Origin of the sequence: Rhizobium sp. NZLR8 (assembly GCF_019685025.1) — a bacterium.
GTDB lineage: Bacteria > Pseudomonadota > Alphaproteobacteria > Rhizobiales > Rhizobiaceae > Rhizobium.
Genome location: NZ_JABDVY010000017.1, coordinates 88,158 through 112,767, shown reverse-complemented (window position 1 = coordinate 112,767; position 24,610 = coordinate 88,158). Strand labels below are relative to the sequence as shown.

At 62.3% G+C, this 24,610-nt stretch carries 26 protein-coding genes; 8 read left to right on the top strand and 18 right to left on the bottom strand.

Annotated elements, in window-relative coordinates; all coding sequences use genetic code 11:
• Positions 1 to 11 precede the first annotated feature (11 nt).
• Entirely contained in the window at positions 12 to 1,046 is a 1,035-nt protein-coding gene (locus tag HJB89_RS28245) for an acyl-CoA desaturase (RefSeq protein ID WP_259672142.1), read from the bottom strand.
• Positions 1,047 to 1,203: 157 nt separating this feature from the next.
• Here HJB89_RS28245 and HJB89_RS28240 point away from each other — a divergent pair, with 157 nt between their 5' ends.
• Positions 1,204 to 1,569: a metalloregulator ArsR/SmtB family transcription factor gene (locus tag HJB89_RS28240; RefSeq protein WP_221133229.1), complete on the top strand. Its 366-nt coding sequence runs from the start codon at positions 1,204 to 1,206 to the stop codon at positions 1,567 to 1,569.
• A gap of 95 nt (positions 1,570 to 1,664) precedes the next feature.
• On the opposite strand, the gene HJB89_RS28235 is transcribed toward HJB89_RS28240, so the two are convergent.
• From HJB89_RS28235 to HJB89_RS28225, 3 genes are all read right to left on the bottom strand, one after another.
• A complete protein-coding gene (locus tag HJB89_RS28235; protein ID WP_221133228.1) occupies positions 1,665 to 2,591 on the bottom strand; it encodes a carbohydrate kinase in 927 nt (308 codons plus the stop codon).
• A gap of 61 nt (positions 2,592 to 2,652) precedes the next feature.
• Complete coding sequence (locus HJB89_RS28230) at positions 2,653 to 3,342, bottom strand: orotate phosphoribosyltransferase (protein WP_221133227.1); 690 nt, start codon at positions 3,340 to 3,342, stop codon at positions 2,653 to 2,655.
• Positions 3,343 to 3,417: 75 nt separating this feature from the next.
• Positions 3,418 to 4,071 (bottom strand): TetR/AcrR family transcriptional regulator, encoded by a 654-nt coding sequence (locus HJB89_RS28225; protein WP_221133226.1) that lies wholly within the window; start codon positions 4,069 to 4,071, stop codon positions 3,418 to 3,420.
• 99 nt (positions 4,072 to 4,170) lie between these two features.
• On the opposite strand from HJB89_RS28225, the gene HJB89_RS28220 reads away from it, so the two are divergent.
• The 3 genes from HJB89_RS28220 (at position 4,171) to HJB89_RS28210 (ending at position 6,209) form a co-directional block, all read left to right on the top strand.
• Positions 4,171 to 4,995: an NmrA family NAD(P)-binding protein gene (locus HJB89_RS28220; RefSeq protein ID WP_221150831.1), complete on the top strand. Its 825-nt coding sequence runs from the start codon at positions 4,171 to 4,173 to the stop codon at positions 4,993 to 4,995.
• Positions 4,996 to 4,997: 2 nt separating this feature from the next.
• Positions 4,998 to 5,480: a DUF1772 domain-containing protein gene (locus HJB89_RS28215; protein ID WP_221142297.1), complete on the top strand. Its 483-nt coding sequence runs from the start codon at positions 4,998 to 5,000 to the stop codon at positions 5,478 to 5,480.
• 99 nt (positions 5,481 to 5,579) lie between these two features.
• A complete protein-coding gene (locus tag HJB89_RS28210; protein WP_207582742.1) occupies positions 5,580 to 6,209 on the top strand; it encodes a glutathione S-transferase family protein in 630 nt (209 codons plus the stop codon).
• Positions 6,210 to 6,254: 45 nt separating this feature from the next.
• Here HJB89_RS28210 and HJB89_RS28205 read toward each other — a convergent pair whose 3' ends face one another.
• The 6 genes from HJB89_RS28205 to HJB89_RS28180 all read right to left on the bottom strand — a co-directional run bounded on the left by HJB89_RS28205 (position 6,255) and on the right by HJB89_RS28180 (position 12,555).
• Positions 6,255 to 7,433: a diguanylate cyclase gene (locus tag HJB89_RS28205; RefSeq protein ID WP_221117773.1), complete on the bottom strand. Its 1,179-nt coding sequence runs from the start codon at positions 7,431 to 7,433 to the stop codon at positions 6,255 to 6,257.
• 311 nt (positions 7,434 to 7,744) lie between these two features.
• A complete protein-coding gene (pyrC, locus tag HJB89_RS28200) occupies positions 7,745 to 8,785 on the bottom strand; it encodes a dihydroorotase (protein ID WP_221150830.1) in 1,041 nt (346 codons plus the stop codon).
• 116 nt (positions 8,786 to 8,901) lie between these two features.
• Positions 8,902 to 9,534 (bottom strand): nucleoside triphosphate hydrolase, encoded by a 633-nt coding sequence (locus tag HJB89_RS28195; RefSeq protein WP_207582739.1) that lies wholly within the window; start codon positions 9,532 to 9,534, stop codon positions 8,902 to 8,904.
• Positions 9,531 to 10,313, bottom strand: a complete 783-nt coding sequence (locus HJB89_RS28190; RefSeq protein ID WP_207582738.1) for an ATP-binding cassette domain-containing protein — start codon at positions 10,311 to 10,313, stop codon at positions 9,531 to 9,533. The genes HJB89_RS28195 and HJB89_RS28190 overlap by 4 nt, the downstream gene beginning before the upstream one ends.
• Positions 10,314 to 10,315: 2 nt before the next feature.
• Positions 10,316 to 11,380: an ABC transporter permease gene (locus HJB89_RS28185; protein ID WP_207582737.1), complete on the bottom strand. Its 1,065-nt coding sequence runs from the start codon at positions 11,378 to 11,380 to the stop codon at positions 10,316 to 10,318.
• 155 nt (positions 11,381 to 11,535) lie between these two features.
• On the bottom strand, positions 11,536 to 12,555 hold the full coding sequence (locus HJB89_RS28180) for a sugar ABC transporter substrate-binding protein (RefSeq protein ID WP_207582736.1): 1,020 nt from the start codon (positions 12,553 to 12,555) through the stop codon (positions 11,536 to 11,538).
• A 328-nt stretch (positions 12,556 to 12,883) separates the two neighbouring features.
• On the opposite strand from HJB89_RS28180, the gene HJB89_RS28175 reads away from it, so the two are divergent.
• Both HJB89_RS28175 and HJB89_RS28170 read left to right on the top strand, forming a co-directional pair.
• Entirely contained in the window at positions 12,884 to 14,131 is a 1,248-nt protein-coding gene (locus tag HJB89_RS28175) for an ROK family transcriptional regulator (RefSeq protein ID WP_221150829.1), read from the top strand.
• Entirely contained in the window at positions 14,115 to 14,585 is a 471-nt protein-coding gene (locus HJB89_RS28170) for an RbsD/FucU family protein (RefSeq protein ID WP_207582734.1), read from the top strand. Before HJB89_RS28175 ends, HJB89_RS28170 begins: the two co-directional genes overlap by 17 nt.
• A gap of 14 nt (positions 14,586 to 14,599) precedes the next feature.
• Here the strand turns inward: HJB89_RS28170 and HJB89_RS28165 are convergent, their stop codons facing one another.
• From HJB89_RS28165 to HJB89_RS28140, 6 genes are all read right to left on the bottom strand, one after another.
• The gene (locus HJB89_RS28165) at positions 14,600 to 15,823 is read right to left on the bottom strand and encodes an FAD-dependent oxidoreductase (protein WP_207582733.1); all 1,224 of its coding nucleotides are present in this window, start codon (positions 15,821 to 15,823) and stop codon (positions 14,600 to 14,602) included.
• A gap of 1 nt (position 15,824) precedes the next feature.
• Complete coding sequence (locus tag HJB89_RS28160; RefSeq protein ID WP_207582732.1) at positions 15,825 to 17,051, bottom strand: Atu1372/SO_1960 family protein; 1,227 nt, start codon at positions 17,049 to 17,051, stop codon at positions 15,825 to 15,827.
• Positions 17,052 to 17,071: 20 nt separating this feature from the next.
• Positions 17,072 to 17,731, bottom strand: coding sequence for an amino acid ABC transporter permease (locus tag HJB89_RS28155; protein WP_221117776.1), 660 nt, complete (start codon positions 17,729 to 17,731; stop codon positions 17,072 to 17,074).
• A complete protein-coding gene (locus tag HJB89_RS28150) occupies positions 17,728 to 18,387 on the bottom strand; it encodes an amino acid ABC transporter permease (protein WP_207582730.1) in 660 nt (219 codons plus the stop codon). Before HJB89_RS28150 ends, HJB89_RS28155 begins: the two co-directional genes overlap by 4 nt.
• A 5-nt stretch (positions 18,388 to 18,392) precedes the next feature.
• A complete protein-coding gene (locus HJB89_RS28145) occupies positions 18,393 to 19,145 on the bottom strand; it encodes an amino acid ABC transporter ATP-binding protein (RefSeq protein WP_207582729.1) in 753 nt (250 codons plus the stop codon).
• 80 nt (positions 19,146 to 19,225) lie between these two features.
• Complete coding sequence (locus HJB89_RS28140) at positions 19,226 to 20,104, bottom strand: ABC transporter substrate-binding protein (protein WP_221142295.1); 879 nt, start codon at positions 20,102 to 20,104, stop codon at positions 19,226 to 19,228.
• A 162-nt stretch (positions 20,105 to 20,266) separates the two neighbouring features.
• Between HJB89_RS28140 and HJB89_RS28135 the strand changes: the two genes are divergently transcribed.
• Both HJB89_RS28135 and HJB89_RS28130 read left to right on the top strand, forming a co-directional pair.
• A complete protein-coding gene (locus HJB89_RS28135) occupies positions 20,267 to 21,352 on the top strand; it encodes a GlxA family transcriptional regulator (RefSeq protein WP_221150828.1) in 1,086 nt (361 codons plus the stop codon).
• 178 nt (positions 21,353 to 21,530) lie between these two features.
• Positions 21,531 to 22,112, top strand: coding sequence for a TetR/AcrR family transcriptional regulator (locus tag HJB89_RS28130; protein WP_207582726.1), 582 nt, complete (start codon positions 21,531 to 21,533; stop codon positions 22,110 to 22,112).
• Positions 22,113 to 22,220: 108 nt separating this feature from the next.
• Here the strand turns inward: HJB89_RS28130 and HJB89_RS28125 are convergent, their stop codons facing one another.
• Together HJB89_RS28125 and HJB89_RS28120 are read right to left on the bottom strand one after the other, a co-directional pair.
• Positions 22,221 to 23,315 (bottom strand): alkene reductase, encoded by a 1,095-nt coding sequence (locus HJB89_RS28125; protein WP_221150827.1) that lies wholly within the window; start codon positions 23,313 to 23,315, stop codon positions 22,221 to 22,223.
• Between the two features lie 71 nt (positions 23,316 to 23,386).
• Positions 23,387 to 24,391, bottom strand: a complete 1,005-nt coding sequence (locus tag HJB89_RS28120; RefSeq protein WP_207582724.1) for an NADP-dependent oxidoreductase — start codon at positions 24,389 to 24,391, stop codon at positions 23,387 to 23,389.
• Positions 24,392 to 24,610 lie beyond the last annotated feature (219 nt).

Genomic DNA, 24,610 nt, shown 5'->3' with positions numbered 1-24,610 from the left:
CGGGCCGCAACCTAAAGCACGATTCGAAAGCTTGCCAAGGCTTCATCGTGCGATTTACGGCTTGTTGGAGAGGATATCGCACTCATGAGCGAGATTCCGCCTGACCCCGCCGCGTGAGATGGCGAATGACTGCCACCGGCGATCTCGGATACGTCGACGCGCCTAAGGCCTCGCCGTGGCACGATCATGTGCGGGAGCTTGATCGCCGACGCCAGACCGAGCCCTGCCAGCAGGCGGATGAAATACCATCCGAGGTCGAGCTGCCCCGGTTCGATGCCGAGCCGCGCCGATTGCGGGAAGGCGTGATGGTTGCCGTGGAAGCTCTCGCCAAAGGTCACCAGCCCGAACCGCGGCAGGTTATAGCCCTGCACTGCGACATCATCGACACGCCAGCCTTGATGGCCATCGCGATGCGCGAAATGGCCGACCAGCCAGTGTCCGGTCAGCGACATCGAGATCCGTGCGGCAATCCCCCAGACCAACCACGGCAGTCCGCCAAGCATAAAAAGCAGGAGTGCCAAAGGGAGTTGCTGCGCCATCCACGTTGCCTCCAGGAAGCGATAGAAGCGGTCGCGCCGCTCGCACTCCTCGAGGACGAACGATGGCGGATGGTTGAGCGCCACCGCGCAATGCATCTGCCAGAAGGCATCGATGAAAAAAGGCCGCCGATGGGCATAGAGATCATGGCAGTCTCGCTGCCGTTGCGCCCAGTCGCGAATGTCGTGCGCGTAGATCATGCCAAAGGGACCGGCCATGCCGACCAGTGTCCCGAGATAGACGAGAAAATGCTCGATCCAGATGGGGCTGCTGAAAGAGCGGTGGATCAATAGCCGATGCATGCCGACGGAATGACCGAGGCAGATGGTGGTGGCGGTCAAGAGAATGAAGACGGTAAAGGCGCTCCAGGTGAAAGTCAGCGGCCCGCCGATGATAGCAATCAAGGTCATGGCGGTGATCCAGAGCGACTTTGCCGGCACCCAGACCACCCTGCCCTTTACCGGATCGCTGTTGTTGTCGATCATGCGTCCGGTGGAAATACTGCCCATGGCAAACTCCTTCCCATCGGGCGCATTCTCCACTTGAACATCGCCCGCCAATTCATTAATTAAGCAATTACCTAATTACTTTGCATCAGTGCAGACAATTAAGCAATACATTAATTGCTTAATTGTTGGGTCGATGCGATGGCGCTGGAGACTGGATTTGGAAAACGAAGTTTTCGATGACACGGCGGAAGACAGCTCCGTCAACGCCGCCCAGCGGATATTCCACGCGCTTTCCAGTGCGCCACGGCGCAAGATCCTCGCCTATCTCTCAGCATCCGGCCTCACCGCCGGCGAGATCGCTGACCGCTTCAGCATGTCCAAGCCGGCGGTTTCGCAGCATCTTTCCATCCTCGAAACGGCGGGGCTGATCAGACGAGAAAAACAGGGTCAGTTCGTCCACTATTCGCTGATCGAGAACAATCTCGTCAATACGCTCAACGGCTTCGTGCAGGAGGTCTGCCCGGTCGGTCGGCCGATCAAGAAGGAAAGCCAGGCGCGCGCCCGCGCAAAAGACCTGCCCTAGGCACAGGGCAGATCGTGAAGACGTGCAGGCGTGGTCGAACCGTCCCGACCCCGTTGGTGCTGACAGCCGGATTTGGGCCGGCCCCGGCTTAGACCTTAAAGCCCGATCTCACGCGCCCAAGGCGGGTTGGCGCCGGCGCGGGAGACGGTGACGGCGGCGGCTTTGGCGCCGAGGGTCAGGGCGTTGCGGAGCGCCTGCTCGTCGAGCGAGGCGACCTGAGCCTTGGTCAGCAGATTATCCATCTTCAGCGAGGCCAGCACGCCGGCATCGAAGGTATCGCCCGCGCCGACCGTATCGACCACGGTGACGCGCTGGCTGGGCACCGTCACCTTGCGCTCTTTGGTATAACCGGAGGCGCCTTCGGCGCCCTTGGTGATGACGACCAGTTTGGCGCCGTGGTTCAGCCAGTGGGCGGCGAGCGTATCGTGGTCGCCGGTCAGACCGAACCAGTCGAGATCCTCGTCGGAGAATTTGACGATGTCGGATTTGGCGGCCATGCGCTTGATGCGGGCCATATGCGCCGGCTTGTCCTTGATGAAACCGGGACGGATGTTCGGGTCGAGCGAGATGACGCGGCTTGCGGCTTCGCGGTCGAGCAGCGCTTCATAGGTTTCGCCGCAGGGGCTGGGGATCAGGCTGATTGCGCCGAAATGCAGCGCTTCGCAATCATCGCCAAGGATCGGCAGGTCGGCCTCGGTGATCATCCGGCCGGCCGTGCCCTCGTCGTAGAAGGCGTAGGTCGCCTGGCCGTTCACCAGCTTGACGAAGGCGATGGTCGAGGGGCGCGGAGTGATGGCGCAGGGGCTGTAATCGACATTGGCTGCCTTCAGCGTCGCAAGCAGGATCTCGCCCATCATGTCGTCGGCAATGCCGGTGAAAAAGGCGGTGGGGATGCCGAGGCGGCCGAGCGCGATGGCGGTATTGAAGATGGCGCCGCCGGCATAGGGGGCAAAGCCCTTTTCACCAAGGGTCGTGTCCCTCGGCAGCATGTCGATCAAGGCTTCGCCGCAGCACAAAATCATCGAATTCCTCCCAACAGACTTATACGTTCATCAACCGATTAAGTGAGCTTTTGTCAACTGGCTAGAGCGAAAGCTCACTTACGCCACCATTCCGTCCCGACCAGGCCAGCGGCGCATCGAGGAAGGCTTCGACCTCTTCAAGCGTCTTGTCGTCGAACAGCTTCTGCGCCTTGGCGACGGCCAGGACATGACGCCAGGTGGCGATGTGATGCAGCCGGACCTTGCCGTCGGCAAAACGCTGTTGGCCGAAGATGTCATAGAAGAACAGGGCGATGCCGTGGTCGACGACGCCGCCGGCGGCACGGACGGCATCGATGAATTTGAACATGCTGCCGCCGGCCGTCGTCAGGTCCTCGATGACCAGCACCCGCGATCCTTCCGGCATGTTGCCTTCGATCTGGGCATTGCGGCCATGGCCCTTCGGCTGCTTGCGGACATAGATCATCGGCAGGCCGAGGCGATCGGCAAGCAGGGCGGCGAAGGGAATGCCGGCGGTCTCGCCGCCGGCGATGCAATCGAACTGCTCGAAGCCGGCATCGCGCAGCAGGGTACTGGCGGCGAAATCCATCACCGTCGAGCGGATGCGCGGGAAGGAAAGCAGCTTACGGCAATCGATATAGACCGGGCTCGCCATGCCGGAGGCCAGTTTGTAGGGCTGGGCTGCATTGAAATGCACCGCCTTGATCTCCCACAGCATCTTGGCCACCAGTTCGGCCATCACGGCGCGGTCGGGAAACGTGGTCTGGATCATGCGGCTCTCCTTCGGCTCGGTTCCCTGCGGGAATAGCAGCAAGAGGCCTGAGTTTCCAGACGCTGGACGATCGTATTAGCGCAACAGACGGCCGATATCGGGTCCCTGCATCTTCTTGAACAGGGCAATCGCCTCGTCACCCTCTTCCGCATCCAGCGAAACGGCATAACGCACGGCGGCAGCAAGGAGCTGCATCGTCAGCCGGGCGATCGCCAGAAGCTCCTTTCGGTCGCGATCCGGCCACAGGCGGAGGAGCACGGCGAGAAAGGCCTGGGCGTGAAATTCCATGTCCTCGGCATCGATCTGCTGCAGCAGCTTATCGGTATGGGTTGCGTGCCAGATGTCGCGCATCACCGGCTCGCGGCGGAAGAAGGCATAATATTCGTCGACGATCGTGGCGAGCGCGGCTGTCAGCGCCACGGCGTCGGTCACTTTCGCCAGCTCCGCCTCGACGCAGCGCCTGCCCTCTTCGTTGAAGCGTTCGGCCAATGTCCGGATGATCGAACTCTTGTCGGGGAAATATTGATAGAGGGCGCCGAAGGAGAGGCCGGCCTTTTCGACGATCTCGCTCATCTTCAAGCCGTCGCTGCCATGGCTTTCGATCAGCTCGGCGGCAACGGCAAGGATCTTTTCGAAGCGTTCGCGGCCGCGCTGCTGGCTGGGGATCCGGCGCGGCTGGCCCGAATGCTGCTGCTGGCGCCTGCGCGTTGCGACCGGCTGTTGCGACATCGTCTGCTCCTCATGGTTGACAAACAAAATAAGAGAGTTTATCTCATTTTGCAAATGAGAGAGTTTCTCTTGTTTCTTAACTTTGGAAGGAGCTTCGACATGCAGAATTCCGAAATCGTCGTCGTCGGTGGGCCGGGAAAGACCGGTGGCCGCATCATCAAGCGCCTGGAAGCGCGCGGCCTCACCGTTCGCGCGGCATCGCGCTCCAGCGCACGTCCCTTCGACTGGGAGGACAGGTCAAGCTGGCGCGGCGCGCTTCAGAGCGCATCGAGCGCCTATGTTGCCTTCCAGCCGGATCTTGCCGTCGCCTGGGCGGCAGAAGCGATCGCAACCCTCGCCGAGGTGGCCAGGGAATGCGGTCTTGAGCATATCGTGCTGCTCTCCGGCCGCGGCGAAGAGGGCGCGCAACGGAGCGAAACCGCGCTCACCGCTTCCGGCATCGGCACCACCATCCTGCGCGCCTCCTGGTTCTGCCAGAATTTCAGCGAGGGTGCCTTTGTCGAGCAGATCCTCGGCGGCCGGCTGCAATTGCCGGCGGGCGAGATCCGCGAACCCTTCATCGATGCGGACGACATCGCCGATGCCGCCGTAGCCGCCTTGACCGATCCGCGCCATCGAAACAAGATTTACGAACTGACCGGTCCCCGGGCGCTGACATTCGGTCAGGCGGTCGCCGAAATCGCCGCGGCAGCCGGACGGCCGATCGAATACCAGCAGGTGTCGATGGCAGACTTCACCGGCGGGCTTGCGGCAGCCGGCCTGCCACAGGGCCTGATCGACCTTCTGGAGGAGCTCTTCGGCCAGGTGCTCGATGGGCGCAATTCCAGCACCATGGGCGGCGTCCCTGATATTCTCGGGCGCCCCGCCACCGATTTCAGCCACTATGCCCGCCGGGCCGCGGCATCCGGAATATGGAGTGCCTGACTATGCAGATCGTCCTCATCCTTTCCCTCGTGGCGGCGGCAATCGGCAGCGGCCTCGTCGCCGGCATCTTCTTCGCCTTTTCGACCTTCATCATGACCGCTTTCTCCAGGATCCCGACGGAGCAAGGCATTGCGGCGATGAACGCCATCAATGTGACAATCGTCCGCTCGCCCTTCATGGCCCTCTTCGTGCCGACGGCGATCCTCTGCATCGTCATATCAGTGCTCGCCCTGATCGACTGGCGCGGCGGCGCATCGACGCTGATGCTGGCAGGCGCCGCCCTCTATCTCCTCGCCTCCTTCCTCTCGACCATCATCTTCAATGTGCCGATGAACGATGCGCTGGAGAAGGTGAGCGGCAGTGGGCCGCAGGCAGTCGAGCTCTGGGCCGCCTATCTCAGGGACTGGACGTGGTGGAACCATGTGCGGACCGTGGCCTCGCTGCTTGCTTCGGTCGCCTTCATCAGGGCGCTGATGATCGTCTGAATGATTGCTTCCTGGCTAACCGACATGCCCCTTCAGGAATCGGGTGGTTGGTTTCGAGGCGGCGTGCGAACGTGAGCCAATCGTCGCGAAAGGACCGCCATGTTTACGCTTCACGATTATCTGCCGTCGCAAAATGGCTGGAAGGTCCGGGTTTTGCTCGGCCTGCTCGACATGCCTTATATCAGTCGCGAAGTATCGATCTTCGAGGGCGAGTGCCGCACCGAGGCTTTCCTGAAACTCAACCCGGTGGGCGCCGTCCCTGTTCTCGAACTCGACAATGGGCGTGCGATCGCCGAATCGAACGCAATCCTCACTTTTCTCGCCGAGGGGACGCGCTTCCTGCCGTCAGACAGGTACCGGCGCGCCAAGGTCATGCAGTGGCTGTTCTTCGAGCAATATCATGTCGAGCCGGTCATCGGTTCGCTGCGCTTCTGGACGTTGACGGGGCGGCTGGAGCGTAACCAGAGCATGATTGCGGGCAAGCGCGACGCGGCAAACCGGGCGCTCGCTGCACTCGAACGGGACCTCACCGACAGCCCGTTTGTTGTCGGCGAGGAGTTGTCGATCGCCGACATTGCGGTTTATGCCTATAGCCACCGGGCCGAGGATTGCGGCTTTTCGCTCGCAGTTTATCCCGCCTTCGCCGCCTGGTGTGGCCGCGTCCGCGATGCCATCGGTCCCGATTATCCAGTCCATCTCTATAGTATGGATCCGCATTCCGCTGGCTAACGACCGTATGCCACCGGAAGACGTCATCAGAGGATCCGCCCGGAATCAAGACGCGGTGCGCGATACCTCGACGGGAACCGCCTGCAGGTGGCCGGCTAGTTCCACCCGGTTGCGGCCGCCCCGTTTGGCGGCGTAGAGCGCCTTGTCGGCGGCGTTCAGCATGGCGTCGAAATCCAGCGGCTTCGAGCGGCCGGGCGCAACGCCGACGCTGACCGTGCATTTCAGCACCTCGTCGTCGATGTAAATCTCGCGCACCTCGAAGGCCCTGCGGATGCGCTCGGCCGCCAGTTCCGCCCGGCCGGGCATGATCTCCTTCAACACCAGCGCGAACTCCTCACCACCCAACCGTGCGGCGATGTCGCCGGGGCGGCAATGGGCGGCGAGTTCGCCGGCGAAGACCTTGAGCACGCGATCGCCGCTCGCATGGCCGAAGCGGTCGTTGACGGATTTGAAGTGGTCGATATCGAAGACGATGACGGCCGTGGTCGAGCCCATCGGACGCGTACCGTATTGATCGAACAGGGCGCGGCGGTTGAGCAGCCCGGTCAGCGGATCGGTGATCGCCTCGAGACGGTGGCGCGCGGCAAGCCGCCACTGATGCAGCGCCAGCGACAGCGCACCGATCCCGGTCATGCCGGCGATGCAGACGGCAAGGCTCAGATCCTCGGCCCAGTTGCTGGGCGCGCTTCCGAGCACCAGCTTGCCATCGGCGATCAGCACGGCGGCGCAGAGCACGAAGGAGATCCCCGTCAGCGTATAGAGCGCGGTGATGCCGAGGATCGGCGCGGGCGCTTCGGCGCGGGCGAGCCAATATTGCCGGGCGGTGGCAAAGAGCAGCAAAGCAATGGCAAGATTGTCTGATATGAAGGCCAGGCCGTCATAACCTGCCAGCATCGGCACGACGGAGAAAGCCATCGCCGTCAGCGCACGGGCAGAGATGCCGAGCAAAGCGAGCCGGCCGGTGAGAAACTGTCTGCCGGCACCCCATATGGTGGCGAAACCGGCATGAAACAGCACGAAATTGGCCACACCCAGCCATGTCTCCGGCCTGTTCACATAGGCGCCGTAGATGAAAATGCCGGCAATGACGAGGACCAGGCCGATGCTGGCGGTGAGCAGCACGGTTTCGGCCCGACGCACCAGCCAGCTGCCCATCAAGGTCACGGCAAGGCATGCGGTGGAGACGCCGAGCGCCAGCAAAAGGGAGTTATAGTCAAGCATCATGCTTTTTCAGTCTCCGCGACTGCAGCCACGCCGATAATCTTGGCAAGCTATGCGATCGGCGGTGAGGAATGTCTTATGCATTCCGTTAAAAAATGATGCACCGCACATAGAAATGTTAGAGCGGTAACTTCGAGGCGAAGCTCGCGCTTGAGGCGCCCCTCATCCGGCTGCCGCCACCTTCTCCCCGTAAACGGGGCGAAGGGGAAATGCCGCGACCTCTCCGTCCCTCGCCGACGTCTCGCAGGGCACGTCCCCTCGCCCCGTTTTTACTGGGAGAGGGTGAGGGTGAGGGTGAGGGACAAACGTGGCGCTTATGCCACCACCTGCCAATGCAGCGGGAACATCGGATCAAACACCGTCACCGGGCCGGCGCCGGTTTCGATCCTGGCGGGGAAGACGACCGGCTCGGCCTGCTTTGCCAGGGTGATGCGATCCTCGTTCGGCTGAAGCCCGTACCAGGCCGGGCCGTTCAGCGAGACGAAGGCTTCGAGATTTTCCAGCGCGGCCTCCTGTTCGAAAACATGGGCAAGGCAGCTCATCGTATTGACCGAGGTGTAGATGCCGGCGCAGCCGCAGGCGCATTCCTTCAGCGGGTCGACATGCGGGGCGGAATCGGTGCCGAGGAATAAGCGCGGATCGCCGCCGGTGGCGGCGGCGCGCAAGGCCAGCCGGTGGTTCTCGCGCTTGGCGACCGGCAGGCAATAATAATGCGGGCGGATGCCGCCGACCAGGATGGCGTTGCGGTTGATGATCAAATGGTGAGTGGTGATCGAGCCGGCGAGATTGGCCTTGGCCGCCTTGATGTAATCGATACCATCAGATGTCGTCACATGCTCCATCGTCACCTTCAGCTCAGGCAGGCGTCGGCGCAGCGGATCGAGCACGGTGTCGATGAAGACAGCCTCGCGGTCGAAGATATCGACCTCAGGTGTCGTCACCTCGCCATGGACGCAGAGCGGCAGGCCGATCTTTGCCATGCGCTCCAGCACCGGCATCGCCTTTTCCATGTCGCGCACGCCGCCATGCGAATTGGTGGTGGCGCCGGCCGGATAGAGCTTGACGGCGGTGATCAGGCCGCTTTTTGCGCCCGCCTCGACATCGTCGGGGCTGGTATGCTCGGTGAGATAAAGCGTCATCAGCGGCTGGAAACGATGGCCGGCCGGCAGCGCTTTAAGGATACGTTGGCGGTAGGCGATGGCGTCTGATGTGGTGACCACCGGCGGCACCAGGTTGGGCATGATGATGGCGCGGGCGAAGGTGCGGCTCGTATCGGCAATCACGCCTTCCAGCATGGCGCCGTCGCGCAGATGCAGGTGCCAGTCGTCAGGGCGGCGGATGGTGATCGATTGCATGGCAGGCCTCCGAAGCGATGCGTCTGCGGCTTCGAATAACACTAAAGCGCGGCGCATTGAAATCGATTCATGCGCCGCGCTTCAGCTCGTTGTTCATGCATGTCGTCGTCGCGGCATCACGCCAGCGCGATCTCCAGCGTCACATCGGCCGGACGGCGGTTTTCGAGGATCAGCCGGCCGTTCGGCAGGTCGTTGCCATAGACCTTGGCGCTGGCGGCGTCCTCGGTGAGATTATAACCGCGCCAGCGCGCCCAGAGCCGCTCCTCGAGCACCTCGATCGGCGGGGCCAGCATAATCGTGTAATCGAAGATGCCGTCGAGTTCTGCCCATTTACCTTGCGTGAAGAGCAGATAGTTGCCCTCGACGATGATGAAACGGTCCTTGGGATCGATCGGCCGGGCGGAAGCAATCGCGAGTTCGCGCGAGCGGTCGAAGACCGGCACCAGAACCTCCTGGTCGGCTGGCCTGACGGCACGGACGATGTCGAGGAAACCGCGGACATCGAAGGTCTCGGGGATGCCCTTGCGGGCCAAAAGGCCGCGTTCGATCAGGATGGCATTGTCCATGTGGAAGCCGTCCATCGGCAGGACTGCGGCGCTTTCGCCTTTGGCGTTCAGCGCCGCCGCCAGATTGTCGGCCATAGTCGACTTGCCCGACCCTGGCGGGCCGGCAATGCCGATGAGGAAGCGCGTGCTATCGCCGGCGCGGCTGAGGACCTCGCCGGCGATTTCCTCGGTGCTGACCGTCATGCCGCGACCGGCTCCGTCGGCACCGCCTTGGCGCCGGTCATGAAGGCGACGGCGTCGGACATGGTGTATTCCTTGGGATCGATCACCGTCAGGCGCCGGCCGAGGCGGTGGATATGGATCCGGTCGGCGACCTCGAAGACATGCGGCATGTTGTGGGAGATCAGCACGATCGGAATGCCGCGGGCGCGAACGTCGAGGATCAATTCCAGCACGCGGCGGCTTTCCTTGACCCCGAGGGCGGCCGTCGGTTCGTCCATGATGATGACCTTGGAGCCGAAGGCGGCGGCGCGGGCGACGGCGACACCCTGGCGCTGGCCGCCGGAGAGCGTTTCCACCGCCTGGTTGATGTTCTGGATGGTCATCAGGCCGAGTTCGGAGAGCTTGTTGCGCGCCAGCTTTTCCATCGCCGGCCGGTCGAGCATGCGAAGCATCGAGCCGAGCACGCCGGGCTTGCGGATCTCGCGGCCGAGGAACATGTTGTCGGCGATCGACAGCGCCGGCGACAAAGCCAGGTTCTGATAGACGGTCTCGATGCCAGCATCGCGCGCTTCCATCGGCGAGCGGAACTGCACCTGCCGGCCTTCGAGGGTGATCACCCCCTCGTCCGGGGTGGCGGCGCCCGATATCGCCTTGATCAGCGAGGATTTGCCGGCGCCGTTATCGCCGATGACGGCGAGGATTTCGCCGGGGTAAAGGTCGAAATCGGCATTGTCGAGCGCGGTCACGCGGCCGTAGCGCTTGACGAGACCGCGCGCGGTGAGAAGGGGTTCGCGAGCCATGATTACACCGAAACCTTTCTGATCCACTGGTCGATGGCGACGGCGGCAATGATCAGCACGCCGGTCAAAAGGACTTTCCATTGCGGGTCGGCGCCGAGCATGTTGAGGCCCATCGAGACGACGCCGACGATCATCGCACCGAACAGCGTGCCGAGAATGGAGCCGCGGCCGCCGAACAGCGAGATGCCGCCGATCACCGTCGCGGTGATCGCCTGCAGGTTAAAATCGGTCACCGCCGAGGATGGCGAGATCGAGCCGTTGCGGCCGATCGAGACCCAGGCGGCGAAGGCGGCGATGACGCCCGATATGGTATAGACGGTGAGCAGCACCTTCTTGGTCTGGATGCCGGAGAGCTTGGCCGCCTCCGGATCGTCGCCGACTGCATAGACATGCCGGCCCCAAGCGGTGTGATTGAGCACATACCAGAGCAAGAGGACGAGCAGCACCATGGCGATGACGCCGAGTGTGAGCACGGCGGTGCCGGCTTTGAAGCTCATGGCGAAAAGATGCAGCAGCGGCGCCTGTTCATCGACGTCGGTGTCGCGGATCGTCTCGTTGGCGGAATAGATGAAATTCGTCGCCATGACGATATTCCAGGTGCCGAGCGTTACGATGAACGGCGGCAGTTTCATGTAGGCGACGAGAAAGCCGTTCAGCAATCCGCAAAGGCCGCCGACGAGGAGGCCGGCTGCGACCGCGATCGGCGTCGGTATGCCGTAGGCGATGGCGACATTGCCCATGATAACCGCCGAGATCACCATGATGACGCCGATCGAAAGATCGATGCCGGCAGTCAGGATGACCAGCGTCTGGGCGGCGCCGAGAATACCGACGATGGCGATCTGCTGCAGGATCAGCGTCAGCGTGTAGGACGAGAAGAACCGTCCGCCGATGGCGATCCCGAAGATGATGATCGCCAGCACCAGCACGATCAGCGGCACGGCGGCCGGCGTCGAGTGCAGAAAATGCTGGGCACGCTTGATCAGCGAGACATCCTGATGCTCGAAGGAGGCGACGCTCTTGTCGCTGCCGTCGAGGACACGTTCGAATTCCTGTGTTCCGGTCATGGTTCCTCCTCCGCATCCGCGCGCCGAATTCGCACGGGGGCCGTCACCGATATCCTTCCGGTCTTTGCTTAGCCGGTTCGTGAGGCGACGGTACATCGTCCGTCGAAAACGGCCGGGGATCAAGCCCCGGCCGTTCTGCTTTCAAGAGATTTGGCTCAGCCCCAGCACTTGTCCGTGCCTACTTTGGTGTCGATCGACTTGACGCCGGAGACCGGCTTGTCGGTGACGAGCGAAACGCCGGTGTCGAAGAAGGATTTGCCTTCGGTCGGCTTCGGCTTTTCACCGCTGTCGGCGAACTTCTTGATCGCCTCGACGCCAAGGGCTGCCATCATCAGCGGATATTGCTGCGAGGTGGCGCCGATGACGCCTTCCTTGACCGACTTGACGCCTGGGCAACCGCCGTCAACTGAGACGATCAGCACGTTCTTTTCCATGCCGACGGCCTTCAGCGCCTGGTAGGCGCCGACAGCAGCCGGCTCGTTGATCGTGTGGATGACGTTGATGCTCGGATCCTTCTGCAGAAGGTTTTCCATGGCCTTGCGGCCGCCTTCTTCATTGCCGTTGGTCACGTCATGACCGACGATGCGCTTGTCGTCTTCGTCGCCGATCTTGTTCGGGTCCTTCGGATCGATGCCGAAGCCCATCATGAAGCCCTGGTCGCGCAGAACGTCGACCGTCGGCTGCGACGGGGTCAGGTCGAGGAAGCCGACCTTGGCGTCCTTGGCCTTGTCGCCCATGGTTTCCTTGGCCCACTGGCCGATCAGCTTGCCGGCGAGCAGGTTGTCGGTGGCGAAGGTGGCGTCGGCGGCATCGGCCGGCTCGAGCGGCGTGTCGAGAGCGATGACCAGCAGGCCGGCTTCACGCGCCTTCTTGACCGAAGAGACGATGCCCTTGGTGTCGGAAGCGGCAATCAGGATGCCCTTGGCGCCGTCGGCGATGCAGCTTTCGATCGCTGCCACCTGGCTTTCGCTGTCACCATCGATCTTGCCGGCATAGGACTTCAGCGAAACGCCGAGTTCCTTGGCCTTGGCCGTAGCACCTTCCTTCATCTTGACGAAGAAGGGGTTGGTGTCGGTCTTGGTGATCAGGCAGGCGGCAACGTCCGCCGCCATGACAGGAGCGGAAAAGGTGACACCAAGCGCGAGCGCGCCGAAAGCGAGAACAGATTTCTTCATGGAACTCCTCCCAGAGTTTGCCGGCGCCGCCCCTGCGGGCCGGAATTTTACGATATGGCACTTTGCCGTGGATTGTTAAGCTTCCAAAGCCGTCCCGTGCCCTTGACGACGGCAATTAAAAGCGAAAAGAAATTGGCTTGTCAATAAATAAATCCAATTGAATTATTAATTCGATATGGCATGCTCCGTGGAAATCAGGCATACAGCGCCGCGCGTCTTCGACGCGCAAAGGACGCTGTAGCACTTTGAAGTGCTGCATAATTTTGTCCTTAAATCGATCCCGACTTAAGGAATTATGCAGTAGGGCCAACGATCGGGAGGAGCGGTCATGTCGTCCTTGGATGGACCGGAACACACACCGGTCCCGTCACCTATTCTGAATCCGGCCGGCGGTGCGAACCAGGTCAGGGTACGGGCCTATAATGAACGGCTCGTGCTGTCGCTGGTGCGTCTTTACGGCGCGCTGTCGAAGGCCGATATCGCGCGCCGCAGCGGGCTGTCGGCGCAGACCGTCTCCGTCATCATGCGGGTCCTGGAAAAGGAAGGGCTGCTGTCGCGCGGGGCGCCGGTGCGCGGCCGGGTCGGCCAGCCGTCGATCCCGATGCATCTCAATGCCGACGCCGTCTATTCCTTCGGCCTGAAGATGGGCCGGCGCAGCGCCGATCTGGTGCTGATGGATTTCGTCGGCCGCATCCGCATGCAGCTGCACCGGACCTATGCCTACCCGCTGCCGGATGAAATCCTCGCCTTCGTCACCTCGGGCATCCAGGAACTCGAAGACCGGCTCGACGAAAAACAGCGCGGCCGCATTGCCGGCCTCGGCATCGCCGCACCCTTCGAGCTCTGGAATTGGGCCGAAGAGGTCGGCGCGCCGGCCGGCGCCATGGAGGTCTGGCGCGAGGTCGACCTGCAGGCCGACATCGCCGCGCGCGTCTCTCATCCGGTCTTCATGCAGAACGATGCGACCAGCGCCTGCGGCGCCGAACTGGTCTTCGGCGTCGGGCCGTCCTATCCGGATTTCGTCTATTTCTTCATCGGCTCCTTCATCGGCGGCGGCATCGTCTTGAATTCGGCGATCTTTTCCGGCCGCACCGGGACGGCAGGCGCAATCGGGCCACTGCCGGTGCGCGGCAAGAACGGCGAGACGATGCAGCTGCTCGAAATCGCCTCGATCTTCGTGCTCGAAAACATGCTGCGCGAGCGCGGCATCGATCCCGAGCCGCTGTGGTATTCGGCCGACGACTGGGTGGATTTCGGCGAGCCGATGGAAGCCTGGATCCAGGATAGCGCCAAGGCGCTGGCGCAGGCGATCGTCGCGGCCGCCTCGATCGTCGATTTCAGCGCGGCTGTGATCGACGGCGGTTTTCCCCATTGGGTGCGCAGCCGCGTGGTGCAGGCGACGATCGACGAAGCCGCCAAGCTCGACCTGCAGGGCGTCGTCATGCCCGAAATCCTCGAGGGCGCGGTCGGCGCCCAGGCGCGCGCCATCGGCGGCGCCAGCCTGCCGATCTTTGCGCGTTACCTCACCGACCAGAACGTACTTTTCAAGGAGGTAGACCATGCTGAAAGGACTTGATCCGCTGTTGAGCCCGGAGCTGCTTTTTACGCTTCGGGCCATGGGTCACGGCGACGAGATCGCCATCGTCGACGGTAATTACCCAGGCGTCGAACATGCGCGCCGGCTGATCCGGCTCGACGGCCACCATCTCGTGCCCGTTCTCAACGCCGTGCTCAGCGTGCTGCCGATCGATGATTTTGTGCCCGAGGCAATCTTCCGCTCGACCGTCAAGACCGAGCGCGACAAGCTCGATCCGGTGCATGAGGAGATGATCGACTGCTGCGCCCACCACGAGCCGCACCGCCAGGTGATGCCGCTGATCGGCCCGGATTTCTACGTCCGGGTGAAGGCCGCCCATGCGGTGATCCAGACAAGCGAGCCCAGGCTCTATGCCAACATCATCCTGCGCAAGGGGGTGATCTATCCGAAGGAGCCGGGCGCGCAGGCGGCGGTAGATCCGTTCGTTTATTAGCTATGGTCTAGCCGTCATCTCGTCTGCATACCGATCAGGTCCACCATTTTTCGGGCCGAGCCCAATGCTAAGGTCCAGCCGAGCATCCCGTGGCCGGTGTTGATGTAAACACCTTTCAGACGCTCGGAGGGCCCGATGATCGGGCGGGATGACGGGGTCATCGGCCGCTCGCCTGACCAGCGCATCAGAACGACGCCGCTATTGAAGAGATCCGGCAGGACACCGGCCGCTGCGCTACGCAGCGCTTCGAAACGCGCTGGGTCGAAGCCCGCGCCTGGGCGGTCGATATCGGCAAGACCGGCGACGCGGAAACGATCCCCGATCGATGCGAAAGCCAGCTTGCGTTTGACGTCGGTGAGGCTGATGGCGGGTGCGGCGCCGGTCCGCGGCACGGTCAGCGAATAGCCTCTCACCGGACGCACCGGGCGGACCTCCGGCAGCTCTGTGGCAAGCAAACGGACCTGAGCCCCCGCAGCGACGACGGCGGCATCGACCGTGAGTTCCTCCCGGTCGTCGAACCTCACGGCTGCAAGTCTGTCCGCCTCGCGCGAGAAACCCGCCACTTTCCGGCCGAAGAGGAGCGAAACCCGGTAATGCTGTGCAATATGGTGTGTCAGCTGACGGCAAAAGCCGGCTGCATCGCCGAGCGCATCACCCGGCGTGTAGACCGCACCGGCGATTTCGCCTTGGTAGCCGGCAAGGGCAGGCTCGATTTCCCGGGCTTCTGCGCGCGACAGCATGTGCTGCTCGAATCCGAGTGCATTCTTGCGCGAGACGGCCGATCGGGCCGCGGCAAAGCTGCGCTGATCCGGATAGAGATGCAGCTTTCCCGCAAGCCGGTAGTCGAAGGAAAGACCGGTTTCCGCCAGCAGGAATGCGAGCTCGCGGCGGGACTCTCCGGCGAGTTCCAGAATGGCCTGCGTATTGCTCCACCATCGCGGAAATGGTGCGTTGGCGAGGAAGCGCAGCCCCCAGAGAAGAAAATCCGGGTCCAGCTGCCAGCGAATCCGGAACGCGGGATCGCGGCCGAGGGCGATGGCCGGCAGATGCCTGAGCAGTCCGGGAGATGCCATCGCATCGCCATAGGCCCAGGAGAGCTGCGCGGCGTTGCCGGCGCTGGCGCCGCTGCCGGGTTCGGCTGCTGCATCGATAAGCGTCACATCGTGCCCTGCCTTGGCCAAAAGGTAGGCGGAGGAAACGCCGATGACGCCTGCGCCGATGACCGCGATGCGCGCCATGTCACACCTCGTTTCCCACAAGCGCGGTCAGCTCGATTTCGACCGGAACGCCCCGCGGAAGAGATGACACGCCGATCGCAATGCGGGCATGCTCCCACCGATCCGGAAAGAGATCGCGCAGCAGCTCGGACGCGCCGTCGACGACCGCGCCGTGGCGGGTAAAATCGTCAGTCGCGGCAACATAGCCCGCAAGCCGCACGAAGCCGCGCACCTTGTCGAACCCACCGCTGGCGCGCTCAAGCTGAGCAAGCACGTTGAGAAGGCAGATCCGTGCGCATTCGCGGCCCTCCTCGATCGAGACATCCGTCCCGAGCCGACCGGTCCGCCGAACGGCTCCATCGGTCACCGGCACCTGACCGGACACGGTGACGATATTGCCGGTTCGAACAGCGCCGGCGAAAGCCCCGGGCGGCATTGCGGCTTCCGGCAAGGCCAGGCCGAAGGCGGCAAGGCGCCTGCGCACAGCATCGCTTCCGCTCATGCCGGGCTCCGCCCTTCTCCTTTCCCCGGCTTCGGCACTGCGCGCGACGAAAGCCTTGAGGATTTCCAGATCGAGGACCGTCAGGCGGTATTCCGGATGCCACTGGACACCCAGGCAAAATGCCTCCGTCTCGCCCTCGAATGCCTCGATGATCCCATCGGGTGCCCGCGCGATGACGCGAAAGCGCCCGTGACCGGACAGCGCATGGCGATGCAGGCTGTTGACCCGGGTCGGTCCTGTCCCGACCCAGCCGGCAAGCAGGCTGTCCGGCTCGACGATGATCTCGTGCGCCAGTTCATCGGGCAGGTCCTGCGGGATGTGCGAAATGCCGGCGGCCGGAAGCTCGCTCAGGAACTCTCCGCCAAGGCACTCGCCGATCAACTGCATGCCATGGCAGATACCGAGGAGCGGTTTGCCTGTCGTCAGGGCCTTGGCCACCAGCTGACGCTCGAAGTCGCGGCGCCGATCAGCCACTTCAGCACCCGGACGGGAGCCGGTCAGAACGACACCATCGGCGAGCGCCAGCGCCGCATCGATGTTTTCGGCGTCATAGGGCAGGATCATCGGGACCCCGCCGGCGCTGGTGATTGCCTCGGCATAGTTCGACCGCACCACATATTCGCACTCGGTCGGCTTTTGCGGCGTCTCGCCGAGATCGGGCGTTATAAGAATGAGGGGGCGGGCCTTGCGTGCCGGCGCGGCGGAACGAAACGCGGTGACCGCGGCAACGGTCATATCGGTGGTCATGATCTGAGCCTTGTGATGAATTAGCGGGTGGGCACGGCAAGCCGGCGGGAGAAGACCGAAAACGGCCAGGCGATCGCGAAGTAGCAGAGGCCAACCGCCACATAGATCTGCAGCGGCAGAAAATACTCGGTCGCCATCGCCCGGCCGGTCAGAACCAGCTCGTTGACGGTGATCAGCGATGCGAGCGAGGAATCCTTGAGAAGCGCGACGAAGGTGACGATCATCGGGGCCAGGATGACGCGGACGACCTGGGGGAGGATGATCAGCCGGAAGCTCTGAACCGGCGTGAGACCGACGGCCAGGGCCGCCTCGCTCTGCCCCGCCGGGATCGCCTTCAGTCCGGCCCGGAAGAGTTCGGCGATCTGAGCCGCAAAACACAACGCCAAACCTGCGATCGCCGCGCCGAAGGCATCGAAGACGATCCCAATGCCCGGCAGGCCGAAGTAAAGCAGAAACAGCACCGCGAGCAGCGGCACGCCGCGCGCGACCGTCACATAAAGTGCCGCGAAATGCCGTAGCGCCGCGAAACTTGATCTCTGGCACAGCGAAAGCAGCAAACCGAGCACGAGCGCCAGAGCAAAGGCGCACACGGAAAGCACTGCCGTATTCATCATTGCCCGCAACAACAAGGGCAGCCATTCGCCACCATAGTCGCGGTAGGGTGCGAAGAACCCGCTCATCCTTTCAGTCTCCCGTAACGTCTTTCAAGGAATCGCGTCGCCTGCATCAATGGCAGGCTCAGCAACAGATAGAGTGCCGCCGCCGTCGCGTAGATCATCGTTGTCTGGAAGGACGACGTGACCATGGAGCGGGCGAAGAACATGATTTCAGGCGCCGCGATGGCCGAGACGACGGAGGTGTCCTTGAGGAGCTGCACCGCGTAATTCCCGAGCGCCGGCAGGGCGATCCGCATGGCCTGCGGCGTCAGAATTTCGAAAATCGTCTGGAGCGGTGTCAACCCTGCAGCAAGCGACGCCTCCGCCTGCCCTTTTGGCAAAGCGGCGAAACCGGCGCGGAAGATCGCTGAGGTAGTGGCTGCGCCGATAAGCCCGAGGCCCAGAATGGCGGCGGCAATCGACGTCAGCCTCACGCCAATGCTGGCAAGCCCGAAGTAGAGGATGAACAGATGCGTCAGGGCCGGTACGTTGCAGAGGATTTCGCAATAGGCGTCGATCGCCATATTGACGAACCTGATCGCTGTGAATTGCCTGACGAGGGCGAGAAGGAAGCCGATGCCGGTTGCAAAAGCCAGCGAGGCCACCGTAACCAAGACCGTTACCTCAAGCCCGGCGGCGAGCCCCTGGACGACGGAGAAGAATAGCGAGAATCCGCTCATGGCGCCTAGTGCCGGATCTTGTTGAGAAACGCTTGCGTGCGTGCCTCGCGCGGAGCGGTAATGACCTGGCGCGCCGGTCCGGCTTCGACGATCTTTCCGCCGTCGAGGAACAGCACCCGGTCGGCGATGTCGCGGGCAAAGGCAATCTCGTGCGTGACGATCAGCATCGTGCGTCCTTCGGCCGCGAGCTCTTCCATCACTTTCAGAACTTCATGGACCAGTTCGGGATCAAGGGCTGAGGTCGGTTCGTCGAAAAGCATGAGCTTCGGCTTCTGGGCGAGCGCCCGCGCGATGGCCACACGCTGCTGCTGCCCGCCGGACAGCTCCAGCGGTGAAGCATCGGCGCGGTGCGTCATGTGCACTTTCGCCAACATCTCCAAGGCCAATTCGCGCGCCTCGACGGCAGTCAGACCGCGGACCTTGCGCGCCGCGATCGCAACGTTTTCCGTCACCGAGAGATGCGGCCAGAGATTGAAGAGCTGGAAGACCATGCCCATCTCGGCGCGCTGTGGCGCAAGCTGCCGGTCTCTCATCACCTGGCCGTTGCGAACGCCGATCCGCTCGCCATCGAGGCTGATCTCACCAGCACTCGGTTTCTCCAGAAAATTCACGCAGCGCAGACAGGTAGATTTCCCGGAGCCCGAGGGGCCGATCAGGGCAATCTTCTCACCGGCTGCGACGGTAAAATCGATTCCCCTCAGGACTTCGACAGGGCCATAACTCTTGCGCAGGCCCGCAACGCTCAAAAGCGCATTCATCGCCGTTTCCTTATGCTGTTGTGTCTTGGCGAAGAGGACGGATGAAAGCCGCTTGCCGCAGCCTTCATCCGTCAGCCCGGTCAGCCGCCGGCTGCGCAGGACGGAAGCTTGTAATCGCCGGGGCGGTCGACGCCGGCACGGAAGTTTGCACCCACCGGCTTAAACCAGACATCGGCGGACAATCCGTAGCGTGCGCCGATGTCCTTCATCTCACAGCTCTTCCACATATCGGCGATGATCGCGTCCATCTTCTGGCGCAGATCGTCGTTCTTCTGGTTGAGACCGTAGACGACCTGACCGAGCCCGGTAAGCAGCGGGAAATCCGCGCTGTTGTCTGTGAAGGCGAGGAAGTGCATGTTCCAATCCGGGTTCTGCTTGATGGCGTAGGAAACCACCGGCGGGTCGCCGATGACGGCATCGATACGCCCGGCAATAAGATCGCGCACGGCGGCGTCGGAGGTGTCGTAGAGTGAGAGCTCAAGGCCCTTGATCGTCTTCAGTTCCGGGACAAAGGAGAAGCCGGTGATCGTGCCGACCTTCTTGCCTTCCAGGTCGGAAAGCTTGTCCCAGTTCGTCTTGTTCGATTGCATGATGCCGTTCTTGAAATAATGGATCGGCTCAGACAACGTCATGATCTTCGTACGCTTCTCGGTCCAGCCCATCGTGCCGAGCATCACGTCGACGCGACCGGACTGAACGGAGGCGATCGTACCCGACCATTCCATGAGGGCCGGTTGTATCTTGAGGCCGAGCTTGTCGGCGATGCGCTGCATAATCTCGCCGTCATAACCGATCAGCTTGCCGTCCTGCCAGCCGGAGCCCGGCATGTCGCCGGTAAATGCGACCGTCAGCTTGCCCTGCTCGGCAAGTTCGAATGCGTTTGCGAGCGGTGCCGATGCCATGAAGCTGCCTGCCAGCAGCGCGCACATCACCACCCTTCTCGAAAGAGAAAGTGCCATTGTTCTGATCCTTGATTTGTTTTTAGTTCCCCGGTCCGTGGGTCTTGTCCCCGGATGTCGAGTTCGACGAGAGAGAGCTTGCCACCGAAAGGCGGCGTTGAATTTTAGAAATCGGACATTTTCTTTGAAATAGCGACACGGCTGATCTAAGGTCGGCCGGGCATGGACGCAGACGCCACCCTTTCAGATGCACGTGCCAGCGAGCCGGACTATGTCCGCTGGCTCGATGGTTTGTGGGCCGAACGGCTTTTGGCCGCCCGAGACCGCAAGGCCGATCTCTCCATCGGCATTCTGCTCTGGCCGAGGTTCCCGATGATGTCGCTGACCGGGATCGTCGAGCCCTTGCGGCATGCCGCCGATTTCGCCGACAACTCCCGGCCCCTGCATTGCCGCTGGTCGATCATGGGAGCGCCGGGCCACGCCGCGGTGGCGAGTTGCGGCATCCGCGTGCAGCCCGATGCGCCCTATATCAACCCGACGGACTTCGACTATATCGCCGTCATCGGCGGACTCCTGCCGCATCTACGCGCAGCACCCAGCAAGCACCGCGACTACCTGCGGGTCGCCGCATCCGCCGGCGTCCCGGTGATCGGCGTCTGCACCGGCGTCTTCGTACTCGCCCAAGAAGGTCTGCTGACCGGGCGTAAAGCCTCCGTTCATCCCTTCCATGCCGAGGATTTCAAGATCGCATTTCCGCGCCAGGCATTCTCGACGCGCGACGACTTCCTGATCGAGAACGGCCGCATCACCGTTCCCGGCGGCGTCTCGATCCTGTCACTGATGACAGAACTCATTGGCACCCATTGCGGGCCTGACCGGGCGGCCAAGGCAGTTCACCAGCTGTCGCTGACCGAGCACAAGGGCTTGAGCGCTTTCGACCACGGTCGGGTTTCCAGCTTTCGTCATATCGAGGATTCCCGAATTCAGCGCGCGGTCGTTTTGATCGAGAGTCGCAAGGGCCGTGACGTATCACCCGAGCAGGCAGCCAGCATGATCGGCCTGTCGCCGCGTCAGTTCGGGCGCCTGTTCCAGCAAGGCATCGGCATGACGCCGAAGCGGTTCATCATCGAGACCCGCCTGCGTTACGCCCGCTTTCTGGTGGAAAACAGCACGCTCCCGATGACGCAGATCGCCTTCGAGACCGGCTTTTCCGATGCGGCACATTTCGCAACCGCTTTCCGCCAGAAATTCAACCAGTCGCCGCGGCAATTGAGGACGACGCGCGTCTCGGTCGGGGTCAGATCGTAGAGCGTGATCGGCACGTCTTCTGGCGGCGGCGAAACGGGCCGGTGCGATGAGATGCGTGTCTGCCATGAGGTACGAGCCTGTGCCGGCCGCAATTATCAATGATATACATCATCAATAAGTCAAGTTATAATGATATATGACATCATAATTCGGGCATGGCGGTCGAAAGGACTGTAAAGTGCGGATCACCAAGGAAAAGAAGCAGCAAAATTACGAACGGATTATCGCCACCGCGTCGGAGCTGTTTCGCGAGCGCGGGTTCGATGGCGTGGGGGTGGCGGAGTTGATGGAGCGTGCGGGGCTCACCCATGGCGGCTTCTACAATCACTTCCGCTCCAAGGAGGACTTGATCGCGGAGTCGACCGAGAATGGTTTGAGCGAGACCTTGAAGCGCTATGCCGGTCATGACGTGCTCGCCGTCATGGAACTTTATCTCGCGCGTGAACACCGGGATGGGCGCGGCCAGGGGTGCACGGCCGCGGCGCTGAGCTGCGATGCGGCTCGGCAACCTGAAGAAACGAAGGCCGTCTTTGCTGCAGGAATAGATAACCTCGTGCGCGCGATCGAGGACGGCATTGCACGACATCACGCTTCCGGCGCCGGGGACCGGGCGCAAGCCATCACCATCCTCGCTCAGGCCGTCGGAGCAATCGTGCTGTCGAGGGCCTGCCCGGACGATTCCCCGCTGGCGGACGAACTACTCGACGCCTGCCGAGCGGATTGCCGCGACGCCATCGAAAATCGGATGCGGGAACGTTAGAACAGGATGATTTTAGGCCGGATCGGCCTAAAATCTGAATCCTGTTCTAAAACCGCTCACACTTTTCGGCATCATGCTGTAGGGCCGCATACAAGCGGCCCCATGCCGTCAGGCGCCGACCGGTGCGGCCATTTCAGGATAGTCGGTATAGCCCGCCGCGCCTCCGCCGTAGAGCGTCGCCATATCGAGATTGGCCAGCGATGCACCAACCTTCAGGCGTTCGACAAAATCCGGATTGGCGATGAACGGCCTGCCGAAGGCAAACAGGTCCGCCAGCCCTTGCTCCAGCCTGGCCGTCGCGAGGTTCAGATCGTAGCCGTTATTGGCGATGTAGGTATTCCTGAACTTGCGGCGAAGCGCCTCGTAATCGAAGGGTGCAACATCGCGCGGCCCGCCCGTCGCGCCTTCGACGACATGGAGGTAGGCGATGCCCATCTCGTCGAGCTTCTCGACGATGTAACCGAACTGCGCCTGCGGATCGGTTGCGGATAATCCATTGGCCGGCGACACCGGTGAAATCCGAACTCCGGTTCGCGCCGCTCCAACTTCCTCGATGACCGCGGCCGTCACCTCGAGCGTCAGCCGGGCCCGGTTTTCGATCGACCCGCCATAGGCGTCGGTGCGGGTGTTGGCGCCGTCCCTGGCGAACTGGTCGAGCAGGTAGCCGTTGGCGCTGTGAACTTCGACGCCATCGAAGCCGGCGGCAATGGCATTGGCGGCGGCGCGACGGAAATCCTCGATAATGCCGGAGATCTCATGCAATTCGAGCGCCCGAGGTGCCGACACGTCGACGAAGGTGTTGTTCACAAACGTCTTGGTTTCGGCCCTGATGGCGGAAGGCGCCACTGGGGGCTGCCCATCCGGCTGCAGGTCGACATGCGATACCCGACCGACATGCCAGAGCTGCAGAACGATGTGGCCGCCCCTGGCATGCACCGCGTCGGTCACCTTGCGCCAGCCGTCGACCTGCGCCTGCGTGTAGATGCCGGGCGTGTCCTGATAGCCCTGCCCTTGTTGCGAAATCTGGGTCGCCTCCGAGATGATCAGGCCTGCCGAGGCCCGTTGCGCATAATACTCAGCAATAAGATCGCCCGGCACAAACCCGGCGCCCGCTCTGTTGCGCGTCAATGGCGCCATGACGATGCGGTTGGATAGTGTGAGAGAGCCGAGTACGGCGGGCTCAAAGAGTGCCCTGCTGGTCATTTGTCACTTTCAGAGTTGGAAACTATTTCTGGCGTTCGTCTCGCAACGCACGCCACGCCGTCAGGTCGACCTCAGTCTGCGACCGTGATGACCACCTTGCCCTTTGCGCGCCCGGTCTCGACATAGGCCAGTGCATCGCCGGTCTTTTCAAACGGGAACACCTTGTCAACGACCGGTCGGATCACGCCTTGTTCGATCAGGCGCGCAATCTCACCCAACTGCTGCCCCTCAGCGCGCATGAACAGGAATGAATACCCTATGCCGAGGCGCTTGGCCTTTTTCCGAACGCCTCGGCTCAGCAGGCGCAGCACCAGTTTCAGGAACAGGTTCAGGCCGAGTTCCCTGGCGAATGCGGGATCGGGCGGGCCGGAAATGGAGATTAGCCGGCCACCCGGCTTCAGTACAGCCAGAGATTTTTCGAGCGTCTTCGGATCCTGACTGTTCAGCACGAGATCGTAGCCCGACAAGACCTTCTCGAAATCCTGCGTCTTGTAGTCGATGACCACATCCGCCCCGAGACTTTTGGCGAGCTCGGCATTCCCAGCGCTGGTCGTCGTCGCCACCGTCGCGCCAAGATGCTTGGCGAGTTGGATGGCGAAAGTCCCGACACCGCCGGAACCGGCCTGAATGAAGACTTTCTGGCCGGGCTTCACCTTGCCAACCTCGACCAGCGCCTGCCACGCGGTCAGCCCCACCAGGGGAATGGACGCTGCTTCGGTCATGCTGAGATTGTTTGGTTTCAGCGCCACATCGGCTTCATCGATGGCAATGAATTCGGCGAATGTACCGACCCGATGATCGCGCGGCCGTGCATAGACCTCGTCACCGACCTTGAACCGCCTGACCCTCGGTCCCGTCCTGACAACCGTGCCGGCAACGTCGTGCCCCAGGACGAATGGCGGACGATAGGGAAGAATAGGCTTGAACTCTCCGTCCCGCAGCTTGGAGTCCAGCAGGTTCACGGCCGTGGCCTGAATCCGGACAAGGACATCATTGTCCTGCAATTCAGGTTCCGGCAGGTTGGCCAGGCGCAAAGCGCCCTTCTTTTTGTACTTATCAACGACGAATGCCTTCATGAGGCTTTCTCCAATTCGAAGTCTGTTGAGGCGTCAGGCGCCAAGGAAGGACAAAGCCTTCGGCACGAAATCGGCGTGGTTGGATGCGGCAGCGGGTCAGCCCAGGTGCGGGGGCCTTGCGCCGCATCGCTCGCTTTCGCCGCCATCATCGCCATTGTCCTTGCCCTTCCGTATCGACCACCAACTTTCGCGCAGAAGGCAGCCAGCTGCAGTCACTCA

Bases quoted from the DNA above. Each gene is read 5' to 3' on its own strand.
- HJB89_RS28150 (WP_207582730.1), bottom strand. From the start codon at position 18,387: ATGAGCGGATTCTCGCTATTCTTCTCCGTCGTCCAGGGGCTCGCCGCC.
- HJB89_RS28245 (WP_259672142.1), bottom strand. From the start codon at position 1,046: ATGGGCAGTATTTCCACCGGACGCATGATCGACAACAACAGCGATCCG.
- HJB89_RS28205 (WP_221117773.1), bottom strand. From the start codon at position 7,433: ATGATGCTTGACTATAACTCCCTTTTGCTGGCGCTCGGCGTCTCCACC.
- HJB89_RS28140 (WP_221142295.1), bottom strand. From the start codon at position 20,104: ATGGCACTTTCTCTTTCGAGAAGGGTGGTGATGTGCGCGCTGCTGGCA.
- HJB89_RS28185 (WP_207582737.1), bottom strand. From the start codon at position 11,380: ATGACCGGAACACAGGAATTCGAACGTGTCCTCGACGGCAGCGACAAG.
- HJB89_RS28135 (WP_221150828.1), top strand. From the start codon at position 20,267: ATGGACGCAGACGCCACCCTTTCAGATGCACGTGCCAGCGAGCCGGAC.
- HJB89_RS28160 (WP_207582732.1), bottom strand. From the start codon at position 17,051: ATGACCACCGATATGACCGTTGCCGCGGTCACCGCGTTTCGTTCCGCC.
- HJB89_RS28180 (WP_207582736.1), bottom strand. From the start codon at position 12,555: ATGAAGAAATCTGTTCTCGCTTTCGGCGCGCTCGCGCTTGGTGTCACC.
- HJB89_RS28230 (WP_221133227.1), bottom strand. From the start codon at position 3,342: ATGATCCAGACCACGTTTCCCGACCGCGCCGTGATGGCCGAACTGGTG.
- HJB89_RS28165 (WP_207582733.1), bottom strand. From the start codon at position 15,823: ATGGCGCGCATCGCGGTCATCGGCGCAGGCGTCATCGGCGTTTCCTCC.
- HJB89_RS28120 (WP_207582724.1), bottom strand. From the start codon at position 24,391: ATGAAGGCATTCGTCGTTGATAAGTACAAAAAGAAGGGCGCTTTGCGC.
- HJB89_RS28215 (WP_221142297.1), top strand. From the start codon at position 4,998: ATGCAGATCGTCCTCATCCTTTCCCTCGTGGCGGCGGCAATCGGCAGC.
- HJB89_RS28175 (WP_221150829.1), top strand. From the start codon at position 12,884: ATGTCGTCCTTGGATGGACCGGAACACACACCGGTCCCGTCACCTATT.
- HJB89_RS28235 (WP_221133228.1), bottom strand. From the start codon at position 2,591: ATGATTTTGTGCTGCGGCGAAGCCTTGATCGACATGCTGCCGAGGGAC.
- HJB89_RS28210 (WP_207582742.1), top strand. From the start codon at position 5,580: ATGTTTACGCTTCACGATTATCTGCCGTCGCAAAATGGCTGGAAGGTC.
- HJB89_RS28220 (WP_221150831.1), top strand. From the start codon at position 4,171: ATGCAGAATTCCGAAATCGTCGTCGTCGGTGGGCCGGGAAAGACCGGT.
- pyrC (WP_221150830.1), bottom strand. From the start codon at position 8,785: ATGCAATCGATCACCATCCGCCGCCCTGACGACTGGCACCTGCATCTG.
- HJB89_RS28190 (WP_207582738.1), bottom strand. From the start codon at position 10,313: ATGGCTCGCGAACCCCTTCTCACCGCGCGCGGTCTCGTCAAGCGCTAC.
- HJB89_RS28145 (WP_207582729.1), bottom strand. From the start codon at position 19,145: ATGAATGCGCTTTTGAGCGTTGCGGGCCTGCGCAAGAGTTATGGCCCT.
- HJB89_RS28170 (WP_207582734.1), top strand. From the start codon at position 14,115: ATGCTGAAAGGACTTGATCCGCTGTTGAGCCCGGAGCTGCTTTTTACG.
- HJB89_RS28225 (WP_221133226.1), bottom strand. From the start codon at position 4,071: ATGTCGCAACAGCCGGTCGCAACGCGCAGGCGCCAGCAGCAGCATTCG.
- HJB89_RS28195 (WP_207582739.1), bottom strand. From the start codon at position 9,534: ATGACGGTCAGCACCGAGGAAATCGCCGGCGAGGTCCTCAGCCGCGCC.
- HJB89_RS28125 (WP_221150827.1), bottom strand. From the start codon at position 23,315: ATGACCAGCAGGGCACTCTTTGAGCCCGCCGTACTCGGCTCTCTCACA.
- HJB89_RS28155 (WP_221117776.1), bottom strand. From the start codon at position 17,731: ATGAGCGGGTTCTTCGCACCCTACCGCGACTATGGTGGCGAATGGCTG.